Source organism: Mycobacterium sp., from assembly GCF_036490025.1.
Classification (GTDB): domain Bacteria; phylum Actinomycetota; class Actinomycetes; order Mycobacteriales; family Mycobacteriaceae; genus Mycobacterium.
The window spans coordinates 1-17,851 of sequence record NZ_DASXEP010000032.1 but is presented as its reverse complement, the minus strand read 5'-3'; the positions used below and the strand labels follow the sequence as shown (position 1 = coordinate 17,851).

The following is a 17,851-nucleotide window of genomic DNA, read 5'->3' as shown; positions in this document are numbered from 1 at the left end:
GCGACGACACGCCGATGTGAGTCGCAATGCTTTATGTCTGGGCCTCGCCGGCCCACCCTGTCAGCAACTTCTCGGCGCCGGCGCAGAGCCGCTCGATGACCTCGCCCACCGGCGCGACTCCGGTGACCATCCCGACCCCCTGGCCGGCGTCGACGGGTGCGGTTCGACGGTCGTCTGCCTCGATCGCGTCGGCGAGTTCGCGTTCGGCATCGGCATCGGCGGCCAGCGCGTCCTCATGCCCGGTCCAACGCGCGACGAACTCGTTGCGTAGGACGCGCGACGGGAACCGCTGCGCCCACGGCAGATGACGGACGATGTCGTAGACCCGGGTGCTGGCGGTGTCGGTCTCGCGGGCCGCGACCAGTGCGCGGCGCCCGGCATCGGTGGTCAGCGCCTCCACTGACGCGGACAGACAGGTGCCCAGCCACGCACCACCGGCCCCGGCGGCCAGCACCGCAGCGAGACTGCGCGGCGAAGCGATTCCGCCGGCCGCCAGCACCGGCACCGACACCACGTCCAGCACCGCGTCGAGCAGAGGCAGGGTGCCGATCGTCGCGTCGCCGTGGCCGCCGCCTTCGCAGCCGCGCGCCACGATCAAGTCGATCCCGGCGTCTTCCGCTTTGCGTGCCTCCACGCTGTTGTAAACCTGTGTGGCAGCAAGGATTCCGGCATCGTGGACGCGGCTCACCCATGACAGGTCGGTTCCGAAGCTCACCGAGATCAACACCGGCTGCGCGGCGAGCGCGGCCTCGAAGAGGCCCTCTTCCCTTCGCATCACCCAATCCACCAAGCCGATTCCGAATGTCCCCGTCACATGCGGCAATTCGGCATGCAACGACGACGTCGACCCGGCTGTGCCCATGCCGACCATGCCGAGCCCACCGGCGGCACTGACCCCGGCGGCCAGCCGCCCGCCGGCAACGCCACCCATTGGGGCGTTGACGATCGGCACGCGTAGGCCCATTGCCCGGGACCAGGGCGTCGACAGCACCCGACTACGCCGGCGGAAGGCTCTTGAATACGGTCAGCAAGATCACTGAATCATCGACGGCTTGCAGCGAGTGTCGCTGCGGCGGGATCACAACGTAGTCGCCGGTCTTTCCGTCCCACACCTCGTCACCGGCGGTGAGGTGAACGTGTCCGGCAAGGACCTGCAGGGAGGCCTGTCCGGGACTGTCGTGTTCGGAGAGCTCACGTCCGGCTACCAATGCCATCACGGTCTGACGGAGTTCGTGGGTATGCCCGCCATGCAGCGTGTGCGCGGCACGCCCACTGTGTGTCTGCCGTGCCTCGGCCAACTTTTCGTCAGCCAAGCTGGTCAGCGAAATGGTTTCCATCAGTATCCTTCGGTCGGCCCGGTTGTCCTCAGGTGGATAGTAGAAGAACCACGCCCGTGGCCAACGCGAGCCCGCGCCGGACTCACGTCGCCCCGACCCGCCCGGTGAGGTGTACCAGGCACAGATCCGGCTCGACGAAGGCGTCCAACCGGTCGACGGTGACCGGCGCCTGCCAGGTCTCCAGCGCACCCCGCATGAGCCCTAAGTGGATCGGGCACACGACGGCGTTCTGACTTTCCGCCACCTCGAGAAACGGGCAGTGCCGCAACTCAACCCGCTCGTCTTCGCGACGCTCGGGGGCAAAGCCGAGCTCGTCGAGCAGACCGACCAGTTGCCCGATCGACTCCTCGGCTTCGGGCACTCCGGTGGCGCTTCGCGGCGGCTGTTTGAGCCCCCGACCCCACTCGCGGCCGGCAGCCATCGCCCTGGCGCCGGCGTCCTGATCGCCGGCGAGGCCTGCAGCGAGGATCTCGGCCAGTAGCCGATAACGTCGTGGGCCGTCGGGATCCATCCGCTGAGTCGCGCGAAACAGCAGGGCCGGCCGGCCCGGACCTTTGCGGTCGGACGCGACCTGCTCCACCCGGCCCGTGCCGACCAAGGTGTCGAGGTGAAAGCGAACAGTGTTGGGGTGCACCCCCAGCGCGCCGGCGATGGCGGCGATGCTCATCGGAGAATTGGCCGCTTTCAACACCCCGAGGATGTCGTGGCGGCGACCGAACGATTGCTTTGCTGGCTTGACGACGCTCATTTCCCTGAACATTCTGCCGCTGCGGGCAGGTTAGGCACTAGAGCAAGTGCTCATAGCGAATCGGTCTCTTCGAAGACACCTTGGGCGATGCGCAATGCGGCGTTGGCATCCGGCACGCCGCAGTAGACAGCCGTCTGCAGCAGGACTTCTTTGATCTCGTCCCACGACAACCCGTTGCGCAACGCGGCTCGCAGATGCAAAGCGAGCTCCTCGTCACGGCCACGGGCGATCAGCGCCGTGAGAGTGATCATCGAACGGCTGCGCCGGTCCAGGCCGGGACGCGTCCAGATTGTGCCCCAAGCAAATTCGGTGACAAGGTCCTGGAAGTCGCGAGTGAGGTCGGTGGTCCGCGCGGTCGCCTGGTCGACGTAGCTGTCGCCGAGAACTTCCCGGCGCACGGCCATGCCGCGGTCATACCTGCTGTTGTCCATTACCTGTCTCCTCCTCGGGCCGCTTCACGGCCCGCATCGTCGCCAGAGGAGCGTCCATTACCTGCCTCCCACTCTCCTCAGCTTCGCCAATACGTCGGCGATTCGGTCGGGCTGCTCAGCCGGCGCGAGATGGGCGGCCTGTGCCACCTCGATGAACCGTCCGTGGGTCACGTTGCGGGCGATGTACCGCAGCGAATCAGGCGGCGTGGCAATGTCATTGGCGCCGGCGACGGCAACGATCGGGGTATCGATCTCGCCGAGGCGATGACGGGCGTCGAACTCGGCGAGCGCCTCACAGGTGCGTGCATAGCCGTCGTCGTCGACCCGGCGCAAGGTGTCCACCAGCGCCCGGGCCGACGTGGGATCGCGCTCGAAGAATCCGGGGGCGAACCACCGGCGAATCGACGATGCGACAATTTCGCCAGTGCCCGCGCTGCGGACGACGTTGGCCCGGGACTGCCAGTCGTCGGGATCACCGATTCGTGCCCCCGTGCAGATCAGCGCGGCCGACACGATGCGTTCAGGATGCCGGAGCAGCAACTGAAGCCCGACGGCGCCGGCGACCGAGACGCCCGCGTAGGTGAACGGCCGCGGGCCGATCCTGCCTTCCACGACTCTCATGACACTGGCGGCGAGGTCTTCAATGCTGAAGGCGTCCCTCGGCCGCGGGCTGGCGCCGTGGCCGGGCAGGTCCCAGCCGATGACCTGATAGACGCCCGCCAGACGTCGTGCCACGCCGGCCCACAAGACCGCGACGGAGGTGCCCAACGAGGGGCCGACCACCAACGGCGGCAGATGCGCTGACCCGCCCAGGTGCGAACCGCGAATTCGCGGGGCGCTCACCGGCGTTCCTCGACTACCCGCTTGGCACGACCCAGACACTCGTCGATCAAGGCGTCGCCCGCGCCGAAATAGTTGGCCGACGGTGCTTTTCCGACCAGCTCAGCGATGACGCGTTGCTCGCCGAGCACGTCGACACTGGCGAGGTTACCGGCCATCTGCGCCGGATGGACCCGCAAACCGGCCAGCAGTTCGCTGCACTGCGAGCCGGCGACAACGGCTCGCCGGGCAAGAATGCGCAGCGTCTCCCATTCGACATGCCATGGCCCGTCGGGACGTTCGTCGTTGGCCAGTGCGGAGGCGGTGTGCAATGTCGCGCCCAGCGACGGCGCAGAAATCGCCGCGCGGCGAATCAGGATGGACAACACCGGGTTACGCTTCTGCGGCATGCTCGACGATCCGCCGCGGTCGCCGGATTCGGGTTCGCTGAGTTCGGCGATCTCCGGACGGGCCAGTGTCACGACATCCGACGCGATGCGACCCCAGGCGTCGGTGCAGCCGATCAACGCATCGCCGATCGCGGTGACCGGCGCGCGGCTGGTGTGCCACGGCATCCTGCGGTCCAAACCCAAAGTGGCTGCCGCACTTTGCACCAACTCCACCGAGATTGCGCCCGGATTTGGCTGACCGGCGAGCGCGGCCAACTCAGTTGCGGCGGCCAGTGTGCCTGCTGCGCCGCCGATCTGGACCGGGATGGTCAGCGCACTGAGTTGTTGATATGCGTCGACAATGCCCTTGCACCACGCCGCCACCTTGACTCCGAAAGTTGTCGGCACCGCATGCTGGGTCAGCGTACGAGCCACCATCCGGGTGTCGCGATGGGTCGCCGCAAGCCCCGACAGTGTTGAGATCTGTTCGGCCAGTTGCGACTTCAACTCGTCGACGATGGCGCGAGTGGCCAGCATCAAGCCGGTGTCGATCACGTCCTGACTGGTGAGCCCGCGGTGAATCCACCGACCGACCTGAGCGCTCGCCCGGTCACGAAGCAGTGCCACCAACCCGATCACGGGGTTGCCGCCGTCCTCCGATTTGGCCGCGAGCGACTCGCAGTCGTCGTCGTTCACCAACCCGGTAAGGTCAGCGCCGCTGCACTGATCCGGCGCCAGACCCGCGGCGACCAGTGCATCCAACCAGGCTGATTCCACCGCGACCATCGATGCCAACAGTGACACGTCGGACATCAGCTTCCCGGCACGCTGGTCTCCCGGCCACAACAGGTTCGTCATTCCGGGTCACCGCGGTAGGCCAGAAACACCGTCTCGTTCGCACCTTGGAGATGAATGTCGAAGCGGTATCCGCCATTTTCCCCGGCGCAGATCAGGGTTTGCCGTCGGGAGGCGTCCAGAGCTCCCAGCAGCCGATCGGCGGCCAGGTCGGAATCCGGCAGGTAGGCGCGGGTGAACACCCGGTTCAACAGCCCGCGCGCGAACACCACGATCGCGAAAAACGCCGCCCGCCCGTCCGGCGCGCCGGGCGTCATCGTGCTGAAGCTGTAATGGCCGGCGGTGTCGGTTGCGCATCGGCCCCAGCCCGTGAACGTCGCTTCATCGCGCCGCAGCGAGCCCTCCCGCCGGAGCATGCGGCCGTCGGGACCGGCCTGCGAAATTTCCACCAGCGCGTCAGGCACTGCGTCGCCCGCGCCGTCGTAGACCGTGCCGTGCAACCGGATCGAGCCGGGGTGCGCATCGGCGACCAGTCGGTTGTCGCCGGGATACGGCAATCCGAGATGCAGGTACGGCCCCACTGTTTGCCCTGGGGTGCAAGCCAATTCAGTCATGGCGACTGCTCGGCTCGGTCCAGGTTCGCTGACTGCCGGCCACTACGATGTCCCACCGGTAGCCGGTGGCGTACTCGGGTTGGGTCAGGTCGTGGTCGTAGGTGGCGATCAATCGTTGGCGTGCGACGGGATCCACGATGGACTGACAGATCGGGTCCAAAGCGAACAACGGGTCGCTTGGGAAATACATCTGGGTGACCAGACGCTGGGTGAACGAAGTCCCGAACACCGAGAAGTGAACGTGCGCAGGACGCCAGGCATTTCGGTGATTTCGCCACGGGTAGGGGCCTGGCTTGATGGTGAGGAACCGATACGTCCCATCGGGCTCGGTCAGGCAACGGCCCACCCCGGTGAAGTTCGGATCGAGCGGCGCGGGGTGCTGGTCGAGTTGGTGGTTGTAGCGGCCGGCCGCGTTAGCCTGCCAGACCTCGACGAGTTGCCCCACCACCGGCTTACCCCTGGCGTCGAGCAGCCGCCCGGTCACGATGATGCGTTCCCCGATCGGCTCGCCGGGGCGGCCGGCGGTGAGGTCGGCGTCGAGAGGGTCGACATCCTGTCGGCCGAAGCACGGCGCCCAGCATTCGACCTCGTCTGGGTCGACGGAGACGACTGGAGACTTCGGATGTCGGAGTCGGCTGCTGCGGTACGGCGGGTACTCCAGCAGCGGCTGCGGTTCATCTTTTCCCTGGTAGTCGGCCGCGATACGGGCGATCTGTGCGGTGATCGCGCGTTGAGACTCGGCCCGGGCAGAGTCTGCTGCAGCCTTCATCAACGCTGACGCTAACCCGAAAATCGGTCGCCCTCAACCGTCTTCGTGATATTTCCGCTGCGTATGCGTCACAGGCCGGTGCCAGGCGGCGTGGCCAGATCTGGGACCAGGGTTTCTCCGAGCAGCGGGCGCGCCTGGCGGGCTGCGCTCGTTGGTCAATTGGATAGCCGAACGCGCCGCCCGCTGAACAGATTTGGATGTAGTGGCGGGCTAAAGCGCCCGCAGCATCGACCTTCTGCCCTTCACCCGCAGCTTGTGAACCGTCGACTCACGCAGCTGCTCGATGCGGGATGACATCTTGTCGCCCAGCTCGACGAGCTCGTCGTCGGTGATTTTCACCGACGGAGGCACCGGGATCATGTCGCGCTCCTCCTCATCGGCGTGCGCCTCCAAGACGGTGGCGAATGAATGCCATTCGTCGTCGTAGGTCGGTGCCGCCGGGGAAGTGTGCAGCAGCACGGAGAGTTGATCAATGACCTGGCGATGCTCGGCGTGCGCAATGGCGATCAACGAGCTGGCCGCTGAAAGCGCCGGGTAGTACAGATCGTCTTCAATACGAAAATGGATGTCGAGTTCGACGAGCAGATCGTCGAGATATTCCTGGCGCTCAGGGGCAGTCGCCGGAGTCGCAGAGATCTTTTTGACCAGCCCCTTGAGCACCTTGTGGTGATCCTCCAACACGGTGTAGGCGTTCACTTAGCCACTCCTTTCCCGGCCGGGATCGAATGTTCGCCATCGCCGCGCAACTCGATCATCCCGTCGTTAATCCGCGTCTGATAGCGCGGCAACGGGGCCGCTGACGGACCGCGAGCTACTGCTCCTGAGCAGACGTCGAATCGCGAACCGTGCCAAGGGCACACCAGGCGGCCGCGGTCGATCCAACCGTCGCTCATCGGTGCGGCAAGGTGCGGGCAGAACTCCCCGAAGGCCGCAACATCCCCGTTGTTGCCGGTTCGACACACGACCAGACCAACTCCGTCGATTTCGACGCGCTGCGGCTTGCCGTCCTTCAGCGACTCCACCGGCAATACCGGGGTCCAGTCCGGCGTGCGCAGCCGCAGACCGGATTGGTCGATGCCGATACCCGAGGCGAACACCAAAGCCCCGCCCATATAGCTGGCACTGACGGTGATGCCGTAGCCGAGCGCGCTGGTGACGATCCCGCGGCCATGCCGGCCGCGGCGCCGATCCAACCACGACATGACGTAGAGGCACGTCGCCAGCCCGTTCAACGCGCCGTGCACCAGCCCGATGCGGCGGTCTTCCTCGTGCGTGTGCTGCCAATCCGCAACTCCGGTAACCGCCGAACCCAAGTTCGCCAGGATTCCCAGCCCCAGCGCACGCGTCGCGAACCGCGATGCGTCGGCGAGTTCCGTTTTCGGCCGGGCCGGCAGCAGGCTGAGCGCATCCAACCCGATCGTGGTCCCGATCGCACCACTAGTCAGCGAAGCCAGTGGCGGATGCGCGGGATGCCCCAGCCACACCCCATTCAGGGCGTTGAGGACGCGATCCCGGCTCCTGCCCAGCGAGTTGAAGACGATGCCGAGAAGGTGCTCCAACCGATAGCTGGGCCGATCCAGCCACTCCTGACGCCCGATGAGGGACAGCAACCGCGTCCCCCATGTCTGCAGTGGGCGTTTCGCAGACACCTCAACCACGGCATCGGTCCTTCCCTCACGTGCGACGACTTACCAGCAGGGTCCCTGCAGGCTCTCACAATAAGTACAAGTCGATCCGTACAAAACACCGGCCTCCGAATCACGTTGTGTGCTCAACGGTACCGGAACACAACCAAGCGCCGATAGCCAGGACACCTATCGTCCAGCAAACACACAGCGACTGCCCATTCACACCAGAGTTGTTGTTGTGGAGCTTATTTCATATCGCGGCAACTGGCTGTTGGATGGTCGAGGCAACTCTTCAGGCCATCCGTGACCACCGCGGAACGGTATTGACCATTCCGCCGGTCTGCGGCATTCTCTATATCACAGAACTAAACTCTGTAACGCAGAATAATTTATACAATCGTTGGGAGGTCGTCGTGGCCGGTCATCGCGATCTCCTTGGCCAGGTCCTCGACAACGTCCGACGCGGGATGATCCCCGCGCACATCTACAACGACAGAGAACTGTTCGACCTGGAGAAGCAACGCCTGTTCAGCCGGGCCTGGATGTTCGTCGCCCACGAGTCCGAAATCCCGCACGATGGCGACTACGTCGTGCGCCGGGTCCTGGACGACTCGTTCATCATCACCCGCGACGGCGACGGCGACGTGCGCGCGTTATTCAATATGTGCTTGCACCGGGGAATGCAGGTGTGCCGCGCGGAGATGGGCAACGCCTCGAACTTCCGGTGCCCCTACCACGGCTGGACGTACCGCAACGACGGCCGACTGACCGGCCTGCCTTTCCATCGGGAGGCCTACGGCGGGGACGGTGGATTTCCCAAAAGCGGTCAAACCCTGCTTCCCGCACCAAATCTCGCGTCCTACAACGGTCTGATCTTTCTCAACATGGATCCACACGCGCAACCGCTCGAGGATTTCCTCGGCGACTTCCGGTTCTATCTGGACTTCTACACCAAGCAGAGCACCAGTGGACTGGAAGTGCGTGGGCCGCAACGGTGGAGGATCAAGGCCAACTGGAAGATCGGCGCGGAGAACTTCGCCGGGGACATGTACCACACCCCGCACACGCACGCCTCGATTGTCGAGATCGGTCTGTTCCGCGAGCCGAAGGCGCAGAAGCGCAAAGACGGCGCCACCTATTGGGCGCGGTGTGGTGGCGGGACCACCTACAAGCTTCCGCCGGGCGACTTCGACGAACGGATGCGCTACGTCGGTTACCCCGACGAGATGATCGCCCGCATCAAAGGCGTCTGGAGCCCGCGGCAGCAGCAGTTGGTCGGCGAGGACGGCTTCATGATCTCGGCCGCATCGTGTTTCCCGAACCTCAGCTTTGTGCACAACTGGCCCAAGGTGCACGACGGAGCCGACGACGATGTGCTGCCGTTCATTTCGATCCGGCTGTGGCAGCCGATCAGCGAGAACGAGACCGAAGTGTGCTCGTGGTTCGCCGTGGATTCCGCTGCGCCAGCGGAATACAAGGAGAGCTCGTATAAGGCCTACCTGATGTGTTTCGGTTCGACAGGGATGTTCGAACAAGACGATGTGGAGAACTGGGTGTCGCTGACCAACACTGCCGGCGGGTCGATGGCGCGCAGGCTGCTGCTCAACGGCCGGATGGGTCTGCTCGGCGACGACCGCCCAGTGGTCGATCCGCTGCCGTCCACCGCGTATCACGGACCCGGACACGCACAAGTCGGTTACAACGAGCACAACCAGCGTGAGCTGCTCAGGCTGTGGGCCGAGCACCTGGAACTACCACCGGTGCCGACCACCACCGCGGCCATCGGTGCGGCGGTCACCATATGACGCATACACAGACCGTCGGAAAACCCTTGCCGTTCAACGATAACCGGCACCTGCAGGCCCACCAGTTCCTGGTCGAGGAAGCCTACCTACTCGATGCGCAGCAGTACGAGACGTGGCTGGAAACCCTTACCGACGACATCCGCTACGTGATGCCGGTGCGGGTCACCACCGCACTGGGTGCCGGATTCGACACATCGCCGGGGATGGCGCATTTCGACGAGGACAAGTACTCACTGAGCCGGCGGGTCGCGCGGTTCGCCACTGAGCATGCCTGGACTGAAGATCCGCCCTCACGGATGCGGCACTACATCACCAACGTGCGCACGTTCGCGTGCGACGACGAAGCGCATCTTGTCGTCGAATCGGCCGAACTGCTGTTCCGTAGCCGCGGCGATGTCAACGAGGCCGCGCTGGTGTCCTGCGGCCGCGAAGACGTGATGCGTTGGTGCGACGACCGATGGAAGTTGGCGCGCCGGATGATCCTCGTCGACGAATCGGTGTTACGGATGCAAAACCTGGCGGTGTTCCTGTGAACGAGCAACTGGCTGACTTGTTGAACGGTGCGGTTGGCGAACCCATAACCGTGGCAAACGAATTCAGCGAAGTCGTGGTTCGCCGTGTCGATACCCGCAACGGGTCGCGGCTTCTGGTGTGGGCGCCGAGATCGGGCCGATGGATCAGCCTCGATGCGCTGGAGGTGGAGGCGCTGACCCGGCAGAACGCGCGCACCCTGGCCGCGATGGTCGGCAGCACCTCGGCGCCGTTGCTTCCCGACGACAGCGATCAACCGTGACCGGCTGGCTGGCGGGCAAGCGGGCGCTGGTTGTGGGCGCCGGCTCCGGCATTGGCAGGGCGGTCGTCGACGCCTTCATCGCTGAGGGCGCGAAAGTCGCTGTGCTGGAACGCGATCTCGGCAAGTGCCAGCACCTGCGCCACGAACTGCCGGACGTTCCGGTGCTCGACGGCGATGCCGTGGGCCGCGACGCCAACGAACGCGCGGTGGCGGTGGCGGTCGAAGCGTTCGGCGGACTCGACACCTTGGTGAACTGCGTCGGGATCTTCGACTTCTACCAGGGCATCCTCGACATCGCCGCCGCCGATCTGCCGTCGGCGTTCGACGAGATGTTCCGCACCAACGTGCTCAGCCAGCTGCAGTCGGTCAAAGCGGCAATACCTGCGCTACAAACCGGAAGCGGATCGTCGATCGTGCTGACCGAGTCGGCGTCGTCGTTCTACCCCGGCCGCGGCGGGGTGCTGTACGTGGCGTCGAAGTTTGCGGTGCGCGGACTGGTCAGCACGCTGGCGCACGAGCTCGCGCCACGGATCCGGGTCAACGGCGTGGCCCCCGGCGGCACCCTGAACACCGACCTGCGTGGTCTTGCCACTCTCGGGCTGGACGACGTCCGGCTTGACGACTCCCCCGACCGCGCCCGCGATCTTGCGGCGCGCACCCCGCTGAACGTGGCGCTCGACGGCTCAGACCACGCGGGGAGCTTCGTGTTTCTGGCCTCGGATCGTTCCCGCGGCATCACCGGCGAAACCGCCCATCCGGACGGCGGATTCGGGCTCGGGGCTCGGTCATGAACCTCCAGCACGAACGCGCGTTGCTCGCACAGGCCTGCCGAGTCGCCGCAAGCCGCGGCTTGGTCGACGGCATCCTGGGTCATCTGAGCCTGCGGGTCGACGACGAGCGGCTACTGGTTCGTTGCCGCAGTGACAACGACACCGGTGTGGCGTTCACCCGGCCCTCCGACATTCGTCTCGTCGAATTCGACGGCAGCCCAGGCGCTCCCGGAGAGCTGAACAAACACCGGGTCCCCAACGAATTGCCGATCCACGTGGAAACCATGTTGGCCGACCCGCAGCACCGCGCCGTGGCGCATCTGCACCCGCCCGCCGTCGTCGCCGCTGATCTCGCCGGCATCACGATCCGGCCGATCTATGGGGCCTTCGACATACCCGGAGCCTGGCTGGCCCGCCGCGGCGTGCCTGTCTACGAACGCTCGGTGTTGATCCGAAACGCCAAGTTGGGCAAGGAGATGGTGGCCGCGATGCGAGGCCAACCGGTCGTGATCTGCCGCGGGCACGGCATCACCAGCGCGGCGGGAACTGTTGCGCAGACCGTGCTGCAGGCGATCAGCCTCGACGCGCTCGCACAGATGTCCCTACGGATACTTGCCGCCGGCGGCAGGTTGCGCGATATCGACGACGCGGATTGGGCGGACCTCCCGGATCTCGGGAGCGCCTTCACCACCGAGGCGGCCTGGCGGCACGAAGTCGCCCGGCTGGAATCCTCTCAACAAGCCGACGCTCGACCTACTCAGAGCTGATCGCCAATCTCCTTGGCCGCCTCGGTAAGCGCACTCGCTACCGAGGCATACTGCGAACGGGTGAGCCGGTGCTGTGGAGCCGCGGCGTTCAGCGCCAGCCGCAACCCCGGCGCCCGGGTCCGGATCGGCACTGCCACCGACGCGACACCTTCCTCGCTCTCTTCGCGATTGACGGCATACCCCTGCTCGCGTATCCGCGAAAGCTCAGCTTCCAGTTTGGTGCGGCTGCCGACCGATCGCTCGGTGATGCGCTCGAGGTTCTCCTCCGGCAGCAGCTGATGCAATTCTGCCGCCGGTAGCTCAGCCAGCATGGCCTTGCCCGTCGATGTGCAATGCGCTGGCATGATGCGACCGAGCCGAGACGCCACTCGCACCGCGGATGGGCCCTCCACCGCGGCAACAAAACGCACCGCTGCGCCGTCGAGCGTGCCGACATGCACGGTCTCCCGGAGGCGCTCGCTCAGGCTGCGCATGACCGGTGTCACGGTTCCGGCGATGTCGACGCGGCCGAAAATGGCGAACGCCACACTGGTCAGCGCCGGGCCGGGCCGATAGGCCTTCGATGCCGGGTCCTGCCGGACGAATCCGCGGTAGGCCAGCATCGCCAACAGCCGGTGGGCCGTCGACGACGCAACACCCAGATACCGGGTGGCCTCGCTCAACCGAATCTCGGGCTGCTCCCCCAGCAACAGCAGCAGCTTCAGCGCCTTGTCGACCGACTCGATCGGGTACTGCGGCGCAAGCTGACCGGTAGCCGGTGCGCCGACCGCCCGCCGCGCTTTTTTCTGCATGACAGAGACGGTACCTGCGATACGGGATGCCGCGGCTGACTTGTCGCCCGTCATGGCTGGTCGCCGCCGCGTCCCACGAATGGGTCGGGCATCCTTGACCCATGACCGTGGATGCGCTGTTGCAGTCGATCACCCCGCTGGCGGTGTACGGCATGGTGGGCGCCGTCGTCGGTATGGAAAGTCTGGGCATCCCGCTGCCCGGTGAGATCGTTCTGGTCAGCGCGGCGCTGATGTCGTCACGCCACGAGTTGGCGGTCAACCCGGTCGGTGTCGCCGCTGCCGCGGTGTTCGGAGCCGTGGTCGGCGACTCGACCGGCTATGCCATTGGCCGCCGGCTGGGCTTGCCATTGTTCGACCGGTTGGGCCGGCGATTCCCAAACCATTTCGGACCCGGACATGTCATGTTCGCCGAGCGGCTTTTTGACCGCTGGGGTGCACGTGCGGTCTTCTTCGGTCGGTTCATCGCGCTGCTGCGGATATTCGCCGGGCCGCTGGCCGGGGCGCTGAAGATGCACTACCCGAGGTTTTTGCTCGCAAACGTTTCGGGGGCGCTGTGTTGGGCCGGCGGGACCACCGCGCTGGTGTATTACGCGGGCATGGCCGCCGAACGCTGGCTGACACGCTTCTCGTGGATCGCGTTGGTGATCGCCGTCGTGTGCGGGGTGGCTGCTGCAATCGTGCTGCGCGAGCGCACATCCCGCGCGATCGCCGAGCTCGAAGCCGAGCGTGCCAGCGAATCCGGCCCCACCGGCGCGTAGCCGTCGTTGGTGCCGGGAAAGCACTCCCGCAATTGCGGCATCATCATCGGCGCCATCGAGACTCCTGTTAGCAAATTGGCCGTCCCGTTTTTCAATATCAGACAAAATCGACCCAAAATTGCAGGCCTCAGTTCGGGGTTTGCTAAAAAGCAGGCAACCGTGCTCGGAAGATGGTAACGATGGAGCCGGTCGCGGCCCGCAGTCCGGTCCGAGCCCGCCGAAACCTTAAGCACGCGTTCTGCTTTCGCGGCACTCGCGGCCAATTGCCGGAAAGCCGATCTCGGGCTTCGGCCGGGATTCGGTAATCCCGCAGTTTCGCGCCATAACTTTGCTCCAAAGCCAGCTGCCCGCGAATCCTCACACAATTCTCAGGCGGCTTCACATAGACAGCTCCGACGCACTTCTGTTATAAATCTCATATCTGCTAACTGACGTCGGTCTTAAGCTTCTAGGGCAGGCATCCATATCGGGGCGCGCAGTGCCTGTGGATCTCAGGAGCGCTAATGAGCACATTTACAATTGCCGATCCTTCTTTCCATCCGCTGATGTTGAGCAGTCGGCTGATCTCCAAGTTGGCGCAGGCTCGCAGCACCCTGCGAGCGACCACCGAGCGCTGTGGCATGGCTGTGATCGTGAGCGCCGGCGGCGAACTGGACGCATCGAACGACGCCACCTGGCGACGCCTGTTGGCCGAGGCGGCCGCGGCGGCGGGTCCACCCGGACCCCTCGTCGTGGACATCGACGGCCTCGACTTCATGGGTTGCTGCGCTTACGCCGCGCTTGCCGAGGAGGCAGAGAGCTGTCGGGGTCGCGGTGTCGAGATGCGGCTGGTGAGCAATCAGCCTGTTGTCTCGCGGATCCTGAACGCATGTGGCCTCAGCGAGCAGCTGCCACTAGACGACAGCGTGGACGCCGCGCTGTCCGCATGCATCCTCGTCGACTGAGACGCCGCGTCGCCTGGTCGCAGATGCTCTGGGCCACAAGCACTTTGCCGGATGCCTAACGTCTGCGGGTGGCCTGGCGTGCCATGCCGGCATGCACACTGCGGAGGTCGGCGACGAAGAGCCGATAGGACTCTTGATGGTTGGTTCGGTCGCGGACGATTGCCGAGGGATGCACGGTGGCGGCTAGCACCGGCAACGGCTCCGCTGGTATTTCCGGCGGCGGAGCGAGAAGTTCGCCCCGGTGCGCGGACACCCGAAATGCTGTGCCCAGCAATGCCTGAGCCGCCGTAGCGCCGAGGAGCACGATCGCGTGCGGTTCTAGTGCGTGTATTTCGGCGATGAGCCATGGTCGGCAGGCGACGACTTCAGTACGACTGGGCTTCTGATGTATCCGGCGTTTACCACCCTTGCGGGTGAACTTGAAGTGCTTGACAACGTTGGTCTGGTACGTCTGCTCGGGGTCGATGCCCGCATCGGCAAGCGCGCGGGCAAGCAGCCGCCCCGCCGGACCGACAAACGGCAGGCCCTCTACATCCTCGCGATCTCCGGGTTGTTCGCCCACCAACATCATTGGGGCGTCGGAATGACCGTGCCCGAAGACGGTTTGCGACGCATCCTCGTACAACGCACAACCACGACAGTGGCTTGCCGCGTCTGCCAGTGATGCCAATCCGCGGTCCTCGGGCAGGAACTGCTCCGCCCCGATGGCCTTCGTGGTGCTCATTGTGTGCGCTCCCAGTGTCAAGCTCCGTGACGGCTACCCGGGTATCGGGACTCGCCAAACCAGTGGCACCGCATGAGCGCGTCAGGTCGGAAGGCCGAAGAGCTGCACCACCCCGTGGTCACGTCCGGCGGTGTAGCCACCGTCGACGGCGATGGCCTGGCCGGTGACGAAGGATGCATCGGGCGACACCAGGAAAGCAGCCATGGCCGCTATCTCCTCGGACCGGCCCATCCGCTGCAACGCATGCTCCGCCGTGACCGAGGCCCTGGGGCCTTCCATCCCCGGCAGGCCGAAGACGCTTTCGGTCAACGGGGTTTCGATGAAGCCGGGACAGATGGCGTTAGCCCGGATACCGCTCGGCCCGTAGTCGAGCGCGATGTTCTTGGTGAGCATCACGACGCCGCCCTTGGCCGCGTTGTAGACGCTGCCACCCGCGGTGCCCTCCAGACCCTCGACGCTGGCCAACGTCACGATCGAACCGCGTTCGCCATCGGCCCGGGGTTGTTCGATCATCTTGGCCAAGGCCGCTTTGGCGACGAGGAAGGTGCCGGTGAGGTTGACCTCGATCACCCGCTCCCATTCGGCGCGATCGAGCAAATGGACCGGGCCACCGCCGGCGACACCAGCGGCATGGACGACACCGTCGAGCCGGTCCGGCACGGCAGCCAGCACAGCAGTGATCGCCGTTTCATCGGTCACGTCGGCCGTGACGAAGTGGAAGTCAGGGCCGAGGTCGGGAGGAGCGGCCACGTCGGCGCCGACGACGTTGCCGCCCTCGGCCAGCAGCCGCTCGGCGGTGGCCAGACCTATACCGGACGCGACACCGGTTACCACGAACGTGCGGGAACGGGCGCGATCGGCGCTCACCATGGGTCCTCTCGAATTCGTCTGCCGCGCAATCAAAGCCCAAACTGATCGTCGATGAGACCGAGCCAGATTTGTGCGACGTCCATCGCCACCTTTTCACTGATGAACGCGTGCTGGGTGCCCGTGTAGATATCGCGGAAAGCCCGCTCGAGTCGACTGCCCTCGCGGATCGCGGTGGTGCCGGCCGCCAAGTGGGCCCACTCGGCCGCGGCCCGGGCCGTGTCGGTGGCGTACACCGCCGCGAGCCTCATGTCGGCACGCAACCGGGGAGTCAAGTCATCACCCGAGTCAACGGCGGCCTCGGCTAGCCCGAACGCGTCGAGTACCAGCAGCCGCGCGGCCCGCCACGCCGCGACGTGGTGCGCAAGCCCTTTCTGGAAGGTCTGCCGACTGGCCAGCGTGGCCATGTCGCTCATCCGCACTTTGGTGGCTGCGAGCTCTTCGACGTCGTCGAGCATGCTCTTGGCGACCCCGAGCGCAAACGATGCGTGACCGGCGGCGGTGACGGGCATCAGGCCCATCCGGCTTGCTGCCGAACTCCCCCGCACCGGCTCACGAGTGAACAGCGGAATGGTTCGGTGCTCCGGCACGAAGACGTCGACGACGTTGTAGTCGTAGGAACCAGTTCCCTTGAGTCCCTGCACATGCCATCCGTCGGTGAAGGTGACCTCGTCGCGAGGCAGAAAGGCCACTCGCATGTCCGGGATTCCCTCGCTGACCCAGCGCATCTCGCCGTTCTCCATCGGGAAAAAGCCGGCCCCGATGTAGGCCGAGTGACCGGTACCGGAGCCGAAATTCCACGCCCCGCTCAGTCGGAAGCCACCGTCGACTGCTGAGCCTTGCCCGTTGGGAAAGTACTGACCGCCGATGGTGATGCGACTGTCATCTCCGGTGAATACCTCGGCGAAGCCCTGATCGGGAAGATACGTCGCGGCCGCGAATGTCGACGGCAGGTTGGCGATCCCGATCCACCCGAAAGAGCCGTCTTGCCAAGCCATTTCGATCCAGGTATCGATCATCTCCGGGAAGGATGGCTCGACGCCGCCGGCCTCCTTCGGATTGAATGCAGACATCAGGCCGCAGGCCCACATTTCCTCGACGATCAGCGGGGATAGCGTCCGCAAGCGCTCGGATTCGGCGGCCTCAGTACGGACCAGGTCACGCATCCCGCGGGCCCGATCTACAACCCGCTCACGTCCTGCGGGCATGACCTCGTCCTTTCGGTCTGCTGCTCCGCATCATTGGGGATCATGATCGGGTGGCAGCACCATTCGATTAGCTGGCGGCCATGTCTTCACCTGTGCCTTCGCCGCTGCCTTCGCCTTCGCCGCTGCTTTTTTCCTTGCCTCGAAGGTGTCGTCGTCATCGTCTTCGTCGTCATCGGGGTTGTCGTCAGTCTCGAAGACGACCTCGTACCACCGCTTATGGGGCTGTACCCGCATTTCGACGTCACCCGTTGGAGTCGCGCGCCTGACCTGGACGTTCTCCAGGCTCGGATCACGCCGGGAGATAAACGCTTCGAGCGCCTCCGCTAACGAGATGCCACTGAGATTGATGTCTGCGAGCGCCCTGCCTTCGTACGTTGCCACGCCGCACATCTTGCAACGGAATCGGGATGGACGCATTCTTTTCCGGCCACGTGGCGCGGCAGTCGTGTGACGGTGCGGTCAGGTCGGTACAGCGGAATCCAATTGCCGAAGAACCAGAAGCCCCATCCCTGACTTGGCTCACGATTCCGGGGCTCGCCGTATTCGCAGCGGGTTGACATGTTGTTTTTTCGCGACGTGGATCGCGTGCGGTCGAGCGCCGTGGTTGGGCGCATGCTGTGGCGGGGGTGGTCGTGCTGGGGGCTGCGGTGGCCGCGTTTGGCGGTCAATCAGGCTGTGCCGCTTGGTAGATGATGACGGTCACGGCCCCCGGTGCGGGTCGGCAGCCGCAAACTTGTCGGACCGGGCTGTAATGATGACGTCATGTCCTTGACCGCATCGCCTCCCGCGGCGGTGAGCCGTGCCGGGCGTGTTGAGGTGTTGTTCGAGGAGTTGGCGGAGTTGGCCGGTCAGCGCAACGCCATCGATGGGCGCATCGTGCAGATCGTGGCCGAG

22 protein-coding genes are annotated in these 17,851 nt (G+C 65.3%); 7 read left to right on the top strand and 15 right to left on the bottom strand.

Annotated features, from left to right (window positions below; translation table 11 throughout):
* Positions 1-31: 31 nt before the first annotated feature.
* From VGG53_RS04005 to VGG53_RS03960, 10 genes are all read right to left on the bottom strand, one after another.
* Complete coding sequence (locus tag VGG53_RS04005) at positions 32-991, bottom strand: nitronate monooxygenase (RefSeq protein WP_331516699.1); 960 nt, start codon at positions 989-991, stop codon at positions 32-34.
* 4 nt (positions 992-995) lie between these two features.
* On the bottom strand, positions 996-1,337 hold the full coding sequence (locus VGG53_RS04000) for a cupin domain-containing protein (protein WP_331516698.1): 342 nt from the start codon (positions 1,335-1,337) through the stop codon (positions 996-998).
* An 82-nt stretch (positions 1,338-1,419) separates the two neighbouring features.
* Positions 1,420-2,085, bottom strand: a complete 666-nt coding sequence (locus VGG53_RS03995; protein ID WP_331516697.1) for a helix-turn-helix transcriptional regulator — start codon at positions 2,083-2,085, stop codon at positions 1,420-1,422.
* A 50-nt stretch (positions 2,086-2,135) separates the two neighbouring features.
* Complete coding sequence (pcaC, locus tag VGG53_RS03990) at positions 2,136-2,516, bottom strand: 4-carboxymuconolactone decarboxylase (protein WP_331516696.1); 381 nt, start codon at positions 2,514-2,516, stop codon at positions 2,136-2,138.
* Positions 2,517-2,573: 57 nt separating this feature from the next.
* Positions 2,574-3,359: an alpha/beta fold hydrolase gene (locus VGG53_RS03985; protein ID WP_331516695.1), complete on the bottom strand. Its 786-nt coding sequence runs from the start codon at positions 3,357-3,359 to the stop codon at positions 2,574-2,576.
* Positions 3,356-4,582, bottom strand: a complete 1,227-nt coding sequence (locus tag VGG53_RS03980) for a lyase family protein (protein ID WP_331516694.1) — start codon at positions 4,580-4,582, stop codon at positions 3,356-3,358. Before VGG53_RS03980 ends, VGG53_RS03985 begins: the two co-directional genes overlap by 4 nt.
* Positions 4,579-5,133, bottom strand: coding sequence for a protocatechuate 3,4-dioxygenase subunit alpha (gene pcaG, locus VGG53_RS03975; RefSeq protein ID WP_331516693.1), 555 nt, complete (start codon positions 5,131-5,133; stop codon positions 4,579-4,581). The genes VGG53_RS03980 and pcaG overlap by 4 nt, the downstream gene beginning before the upstream one ends.
* The gene (gene pcaH, locus VGG53_RS03970) at positions 5,126-5,902 is read right to left on the bottom strand and encodes a protocatechuate 3,4-dioxygenase subunit beta (RefSeq protein ID WP_331516692.1); all 777 of its coding nucleotides are present in this window, start codon (positions 5,900-5,902) and stop codon (positions 5,126-5,128) included. The genes pcaG and pcaH overlap by 8 nt, the downstream gene beginning before the upstream one ends.
* Before the next feature lie 210 nt (positions 5,903-6,112).
* Positions 6,113-6,598 (bottom strand): hemerythrin domain-containing protein, encoded by a 486-nt coding sequence (locus VGG53_RS03965; RefSeq protein ID WP_331516691.1) that lies wholly within the window; start codon positions 6,596-6,598, stop codon positions 6,113-6,115.
* Positions 6,595-7,533: a Rieske (2Fe-2S) protein gene (locus VGG53_RS03960; RefSeq protein WP_331516711.1), complete on the bottom strand. Its 939-nt coding sequence runs from the start codon at positions 7,531-7,533 to the stop codon at positions 6,595-6,597. Before VGG53_RS03960 ends, VGG53_RS03965 begins: the two co-directional genes overlap by 4 nt.
* A gap of 464 nt (positions 7,534-7,997) precedes the next feature.
* Here VGG53_RS03960 and VGG53_RS03955 point away from each other — a divergent pair, with 464 nt between their 5' ends.
* Genes VGG53_RS03955 through VGG53_RS03935 form a run of 5 tightly spaced genes read left to right on the top strand, consistent with a single transcriptional unit; the run spans position 7,998 to position 11,665 of the window.
* A complete protein-coding gene (locus VGG53_RS03955) occupies positions 7,998-9,335 on the top strand; it encodes an aromatic ring-hydroxylating dioxygenase subunit alpha (protein WP_331516710.1) in 1,338 nt (445 codons plus the stop codon).
* On the top strand, positions 9,332-9,868 hold the full coding sequence (locus tag VGG53_RS03950) for a 3-phenylpropionate/cinnamic acid dioxygenase subunit beta (RefSeq protein ID WP_331516690.1): 537 nt from the start codon (positions 9,332-9,334) through the stop codon (positions 9,866-9,868). Before VGG53_RS03955 ends, VGG53_RS03950 begins: the two co-directional genes overlap by 4 nt.
* Positions 9,865-10,128 carry a dihydrodiol dehydrogenase gene (locus VGG53_RS03945; protein ID WP_331516689.1) on the top strand — a complete coding sequence of 88 codons (264 nt, stop codon included), beginning with the start codon at positions 9,865-9,867 and terminating at the stop codon, positions 10,126-10,128. The genes VGG53_RS03950 and VGG53_RS03945 overlap by 4 nt, the downstream gene beginning before the upstream one ends.
* The gene (gene hcaB / locus VGG53_RS03940) at positions 10,125-10,919 is read left to right on the top strand and encodes a 3-(cis-5,6-dihydroxycyclohexa-1,3-dien-1-yl)propanoate dehydrogenase (RefSeq protein WP_331516688.1); all 795 of its coding nucleotides are present in this window, start codon (positions 10,125-10,127) and stop codon (positions 10,917-10,919) included. Before VGG53_RS03945 ends, hcaB begins: the two co-directional genes overlap by 4 nt.
* Positions 10,916-11,665, top strand: a complete 750-nt coding sequence (locus tag VGG53_RS03935) for a class II aldolase/adducin family protein (RefSeq protein WP_331516687.1) — start codon at positions 10,916-10,918, stop codon at positions 11,663-11,665. The genes hcaB and VGG53_RS03935 overlap by 4 nt, the downstream gene beginning before the upstream one ends.
* Here VGG53_RS03935 and VGG53_RS03930 read toward each other — a convergent pair.
* A complete protein-coding gene (locus VGG53_RS03930; protein WP_331516686.1) occupies positions 11,656-12,456 on the bottom strand; it encodes an IclR family transcriptional regulator in 801 nt (266 codons plus the stop codon). The two genes, VGG53_RS03935 and VGG53_RS03930, sit on opposite strands and share 10 nt — an antisense overlap.
* Positions 12,457-12,557: 101 nt before the next feature.
* On the opposite strand from VGG53_RS03930, the gene VGG53_RS03925 reads away from it, so the two are divergent.
* Both VGG53_RS03925 and VGG53_RS03920 read left to right on the top strand, forming a co-directional pair.
* On the top strand, positions 12,558-13,214 hold the full coding sequence (locus VGG53_RS03925; protein ID WP_331516685.1) for a DedA family protein: 657 nt from the start codon (positions 12,558-12,560) through the stop codon (positions 13,212-13,214).
* A 503-nt stretch (positions 13,215-13,717) separates the two neighbouring features.
* Positions 13,718-14,158, top strand: a complete 441-nt coding sequence (locus tag VGG53_RS03920) for an anti-sigma factor antagonist (RefSeq protein ID WP_331516684.1) — start codon at positions 13,718-13,720, stop codon at positions 14,156-14,158.
* A 55-nt stretch (positions 14,159-14,213) separates the two neighbouring features.
* On the opposite strand, the gene VGG53_RS03915 is transcribed toward VGG53_RS03920, so the two are convergent.
* From VGG53_RS03915 to VGG53_RS03900, 4 genes are all read right to left on the bottom strand, one after another.
* On the bottom strand, positions 14,214-14,882 hold the full coding sequence (locus tag VGG53_RS03915) for a UdgX family uracil-DNA binding protein (RefSeq protein WP_331516683.1): 669 nt from the start codon (positions 14,880-14,882) through the stop codon (positions 14,214-14,216).
* A gap of 81 nt (positions 14,883-14,963) precedes the next feature.
* Positions 14,964-15,752 carry an SDR family oxidoreductase gene (locus VGG53_RS03910; protein WP_331516682.1) on the bottom strand — a complete coding sequence of 263 codons (789 nt, stop codon included), beginning with the start codon at positions 15,750-15,752 and terminating at the stop codon, positions 14,964-14,966.
* A gap of 29 nt (positions 15,753-15,781) precedes the next feature.
* Positions 15,782-16,957 carry an acyl-CoA dehydrogenase family protein gene (locus VGG53_RS03905; RefSeq protein ID WP_331516681.1) on the bottom strand — a complete coding sequence of 392 codons (1,176 nt, stop codon included), beginning with the start codon at positions 16,955-16,957 and terminating at the stop codon, positions 15,782-15,784.
* 30 nt (positions 16,958-16,987) lie between these two features.
* The gene (locus VGG53_RS03900) at positions 16,988-17,338 is read right to left on the bottom strand and encodes a hypothetical protein (protein WP_331516680.1); all 351 of its coding nucleotides are present in this window, start codon (positions 17,336-17,338) and stop codon (positions 16,988-16,990) included.
* Between the last annotated feature and the right edge of the window lie 513 nt (positions 17,339-17,851).

Coding starts and splice junctions, on each gene's coding strand:
- VGG53_RS04000 (WP_331516698.1), bottom strand. CDS start 1,337: ATGGAAACCATTTCGCTGACCAGCTTGGCTGACGAAAAGTTGGCCGAG.
- VGG53_RS03995 (WP_331516697.1), bottom strand. CDS start 2,085: ATGAGCGTCGTCAAGCCAGCAAAGCAATCGTTCGGTCGCCGCCACGAC.
- pcaC (WP_331516696.1), bottom strand. CDS start 2,516: ATGGACAACAGCAGGTATGACCGCGGCATGGCCGTGCGCCGGGAAGTT.
- VGG53_RS03980 (WP_331516694.1), bottom strand. CDS start 4,582: ATGACGAACCTGTTGTGGCCGGGAGACCAGCGTGCCGGGAAGCTGATG.
- pcaG (WP_331516693.1), bottom strand. CDS start 5,133: ATGACTGAATTGGCTTGCACCCCAGGGCAAACAGTGGGGCCGTACCTG.
- pcaH (WP_331516692.1), bottom strand. CDS start 5,902: ATGAAGGCTGCAGCAGACTCTGCCCGGGCCGAGTCTCAACGCGCGATC.
- VGG53_RS03955 (WP_331516710.1), top strand. CDS start 7,998: ATGATCCCCGCGCACATCTACAACGACAGAGAACTGTTCGACCTGGAG.
- VGG53_RS03950 (WP_331516690.1), top strand. CDS start 9,332: ATGACGCATACACAGACCGTCGGAAAACCCTTGCCGTTCAACGATAAC.
- VGG53_RS03935 (WP_331516687.1), top strand. CDS start 10,916: ATGAACCTCCAGCACGAACGCGCGTTGCTCGCACAGGCCTGCCGAGTC.
- VGG53_RS03930 (WP_331516686.1), bottom strand. CDS start 12,456: ATGCAGAAAAAAGCGCGGCGGGCGGTCGGCGCACCGGCTACCGGTCAG.
- VGG53_RS03925 (WP_331516685.1), top strand. CDS start 12,558: ATGACCGTGGATGCGCTGTTGCAGTCGATCACCCCGCTGGCGGTGTAC.
- VGG53_RS03920 (WP_331516684.1), top strand. CDS start 13,718: ATGAGCACATTTACAATTGCCGATCCTTCTTTCCATCCGCTGATGTTG.
- VGG53_RS03915 (WP_331516683.1), bottom strand. CDS start 14,882: ATGAGCACCACGAAGGCCATCGGGGCGGAGCAGTTCCTGCCCGAGGAC.
- VGG53_RS03910 (WP_331516682.1), bottom strand. CDS start 15,752: ATGGTGAGCGCCGATCGCGCCCGTTCCCGCACGTTCGTGGTAACCGGT.
- VGG53_RS03905 (WP_331516681.1), bottom strand. CDS start 16,957: ATGCCCGCAGGACGTGAGCGGGTTGTAGATCGGGCCCGCGGGATGCGT.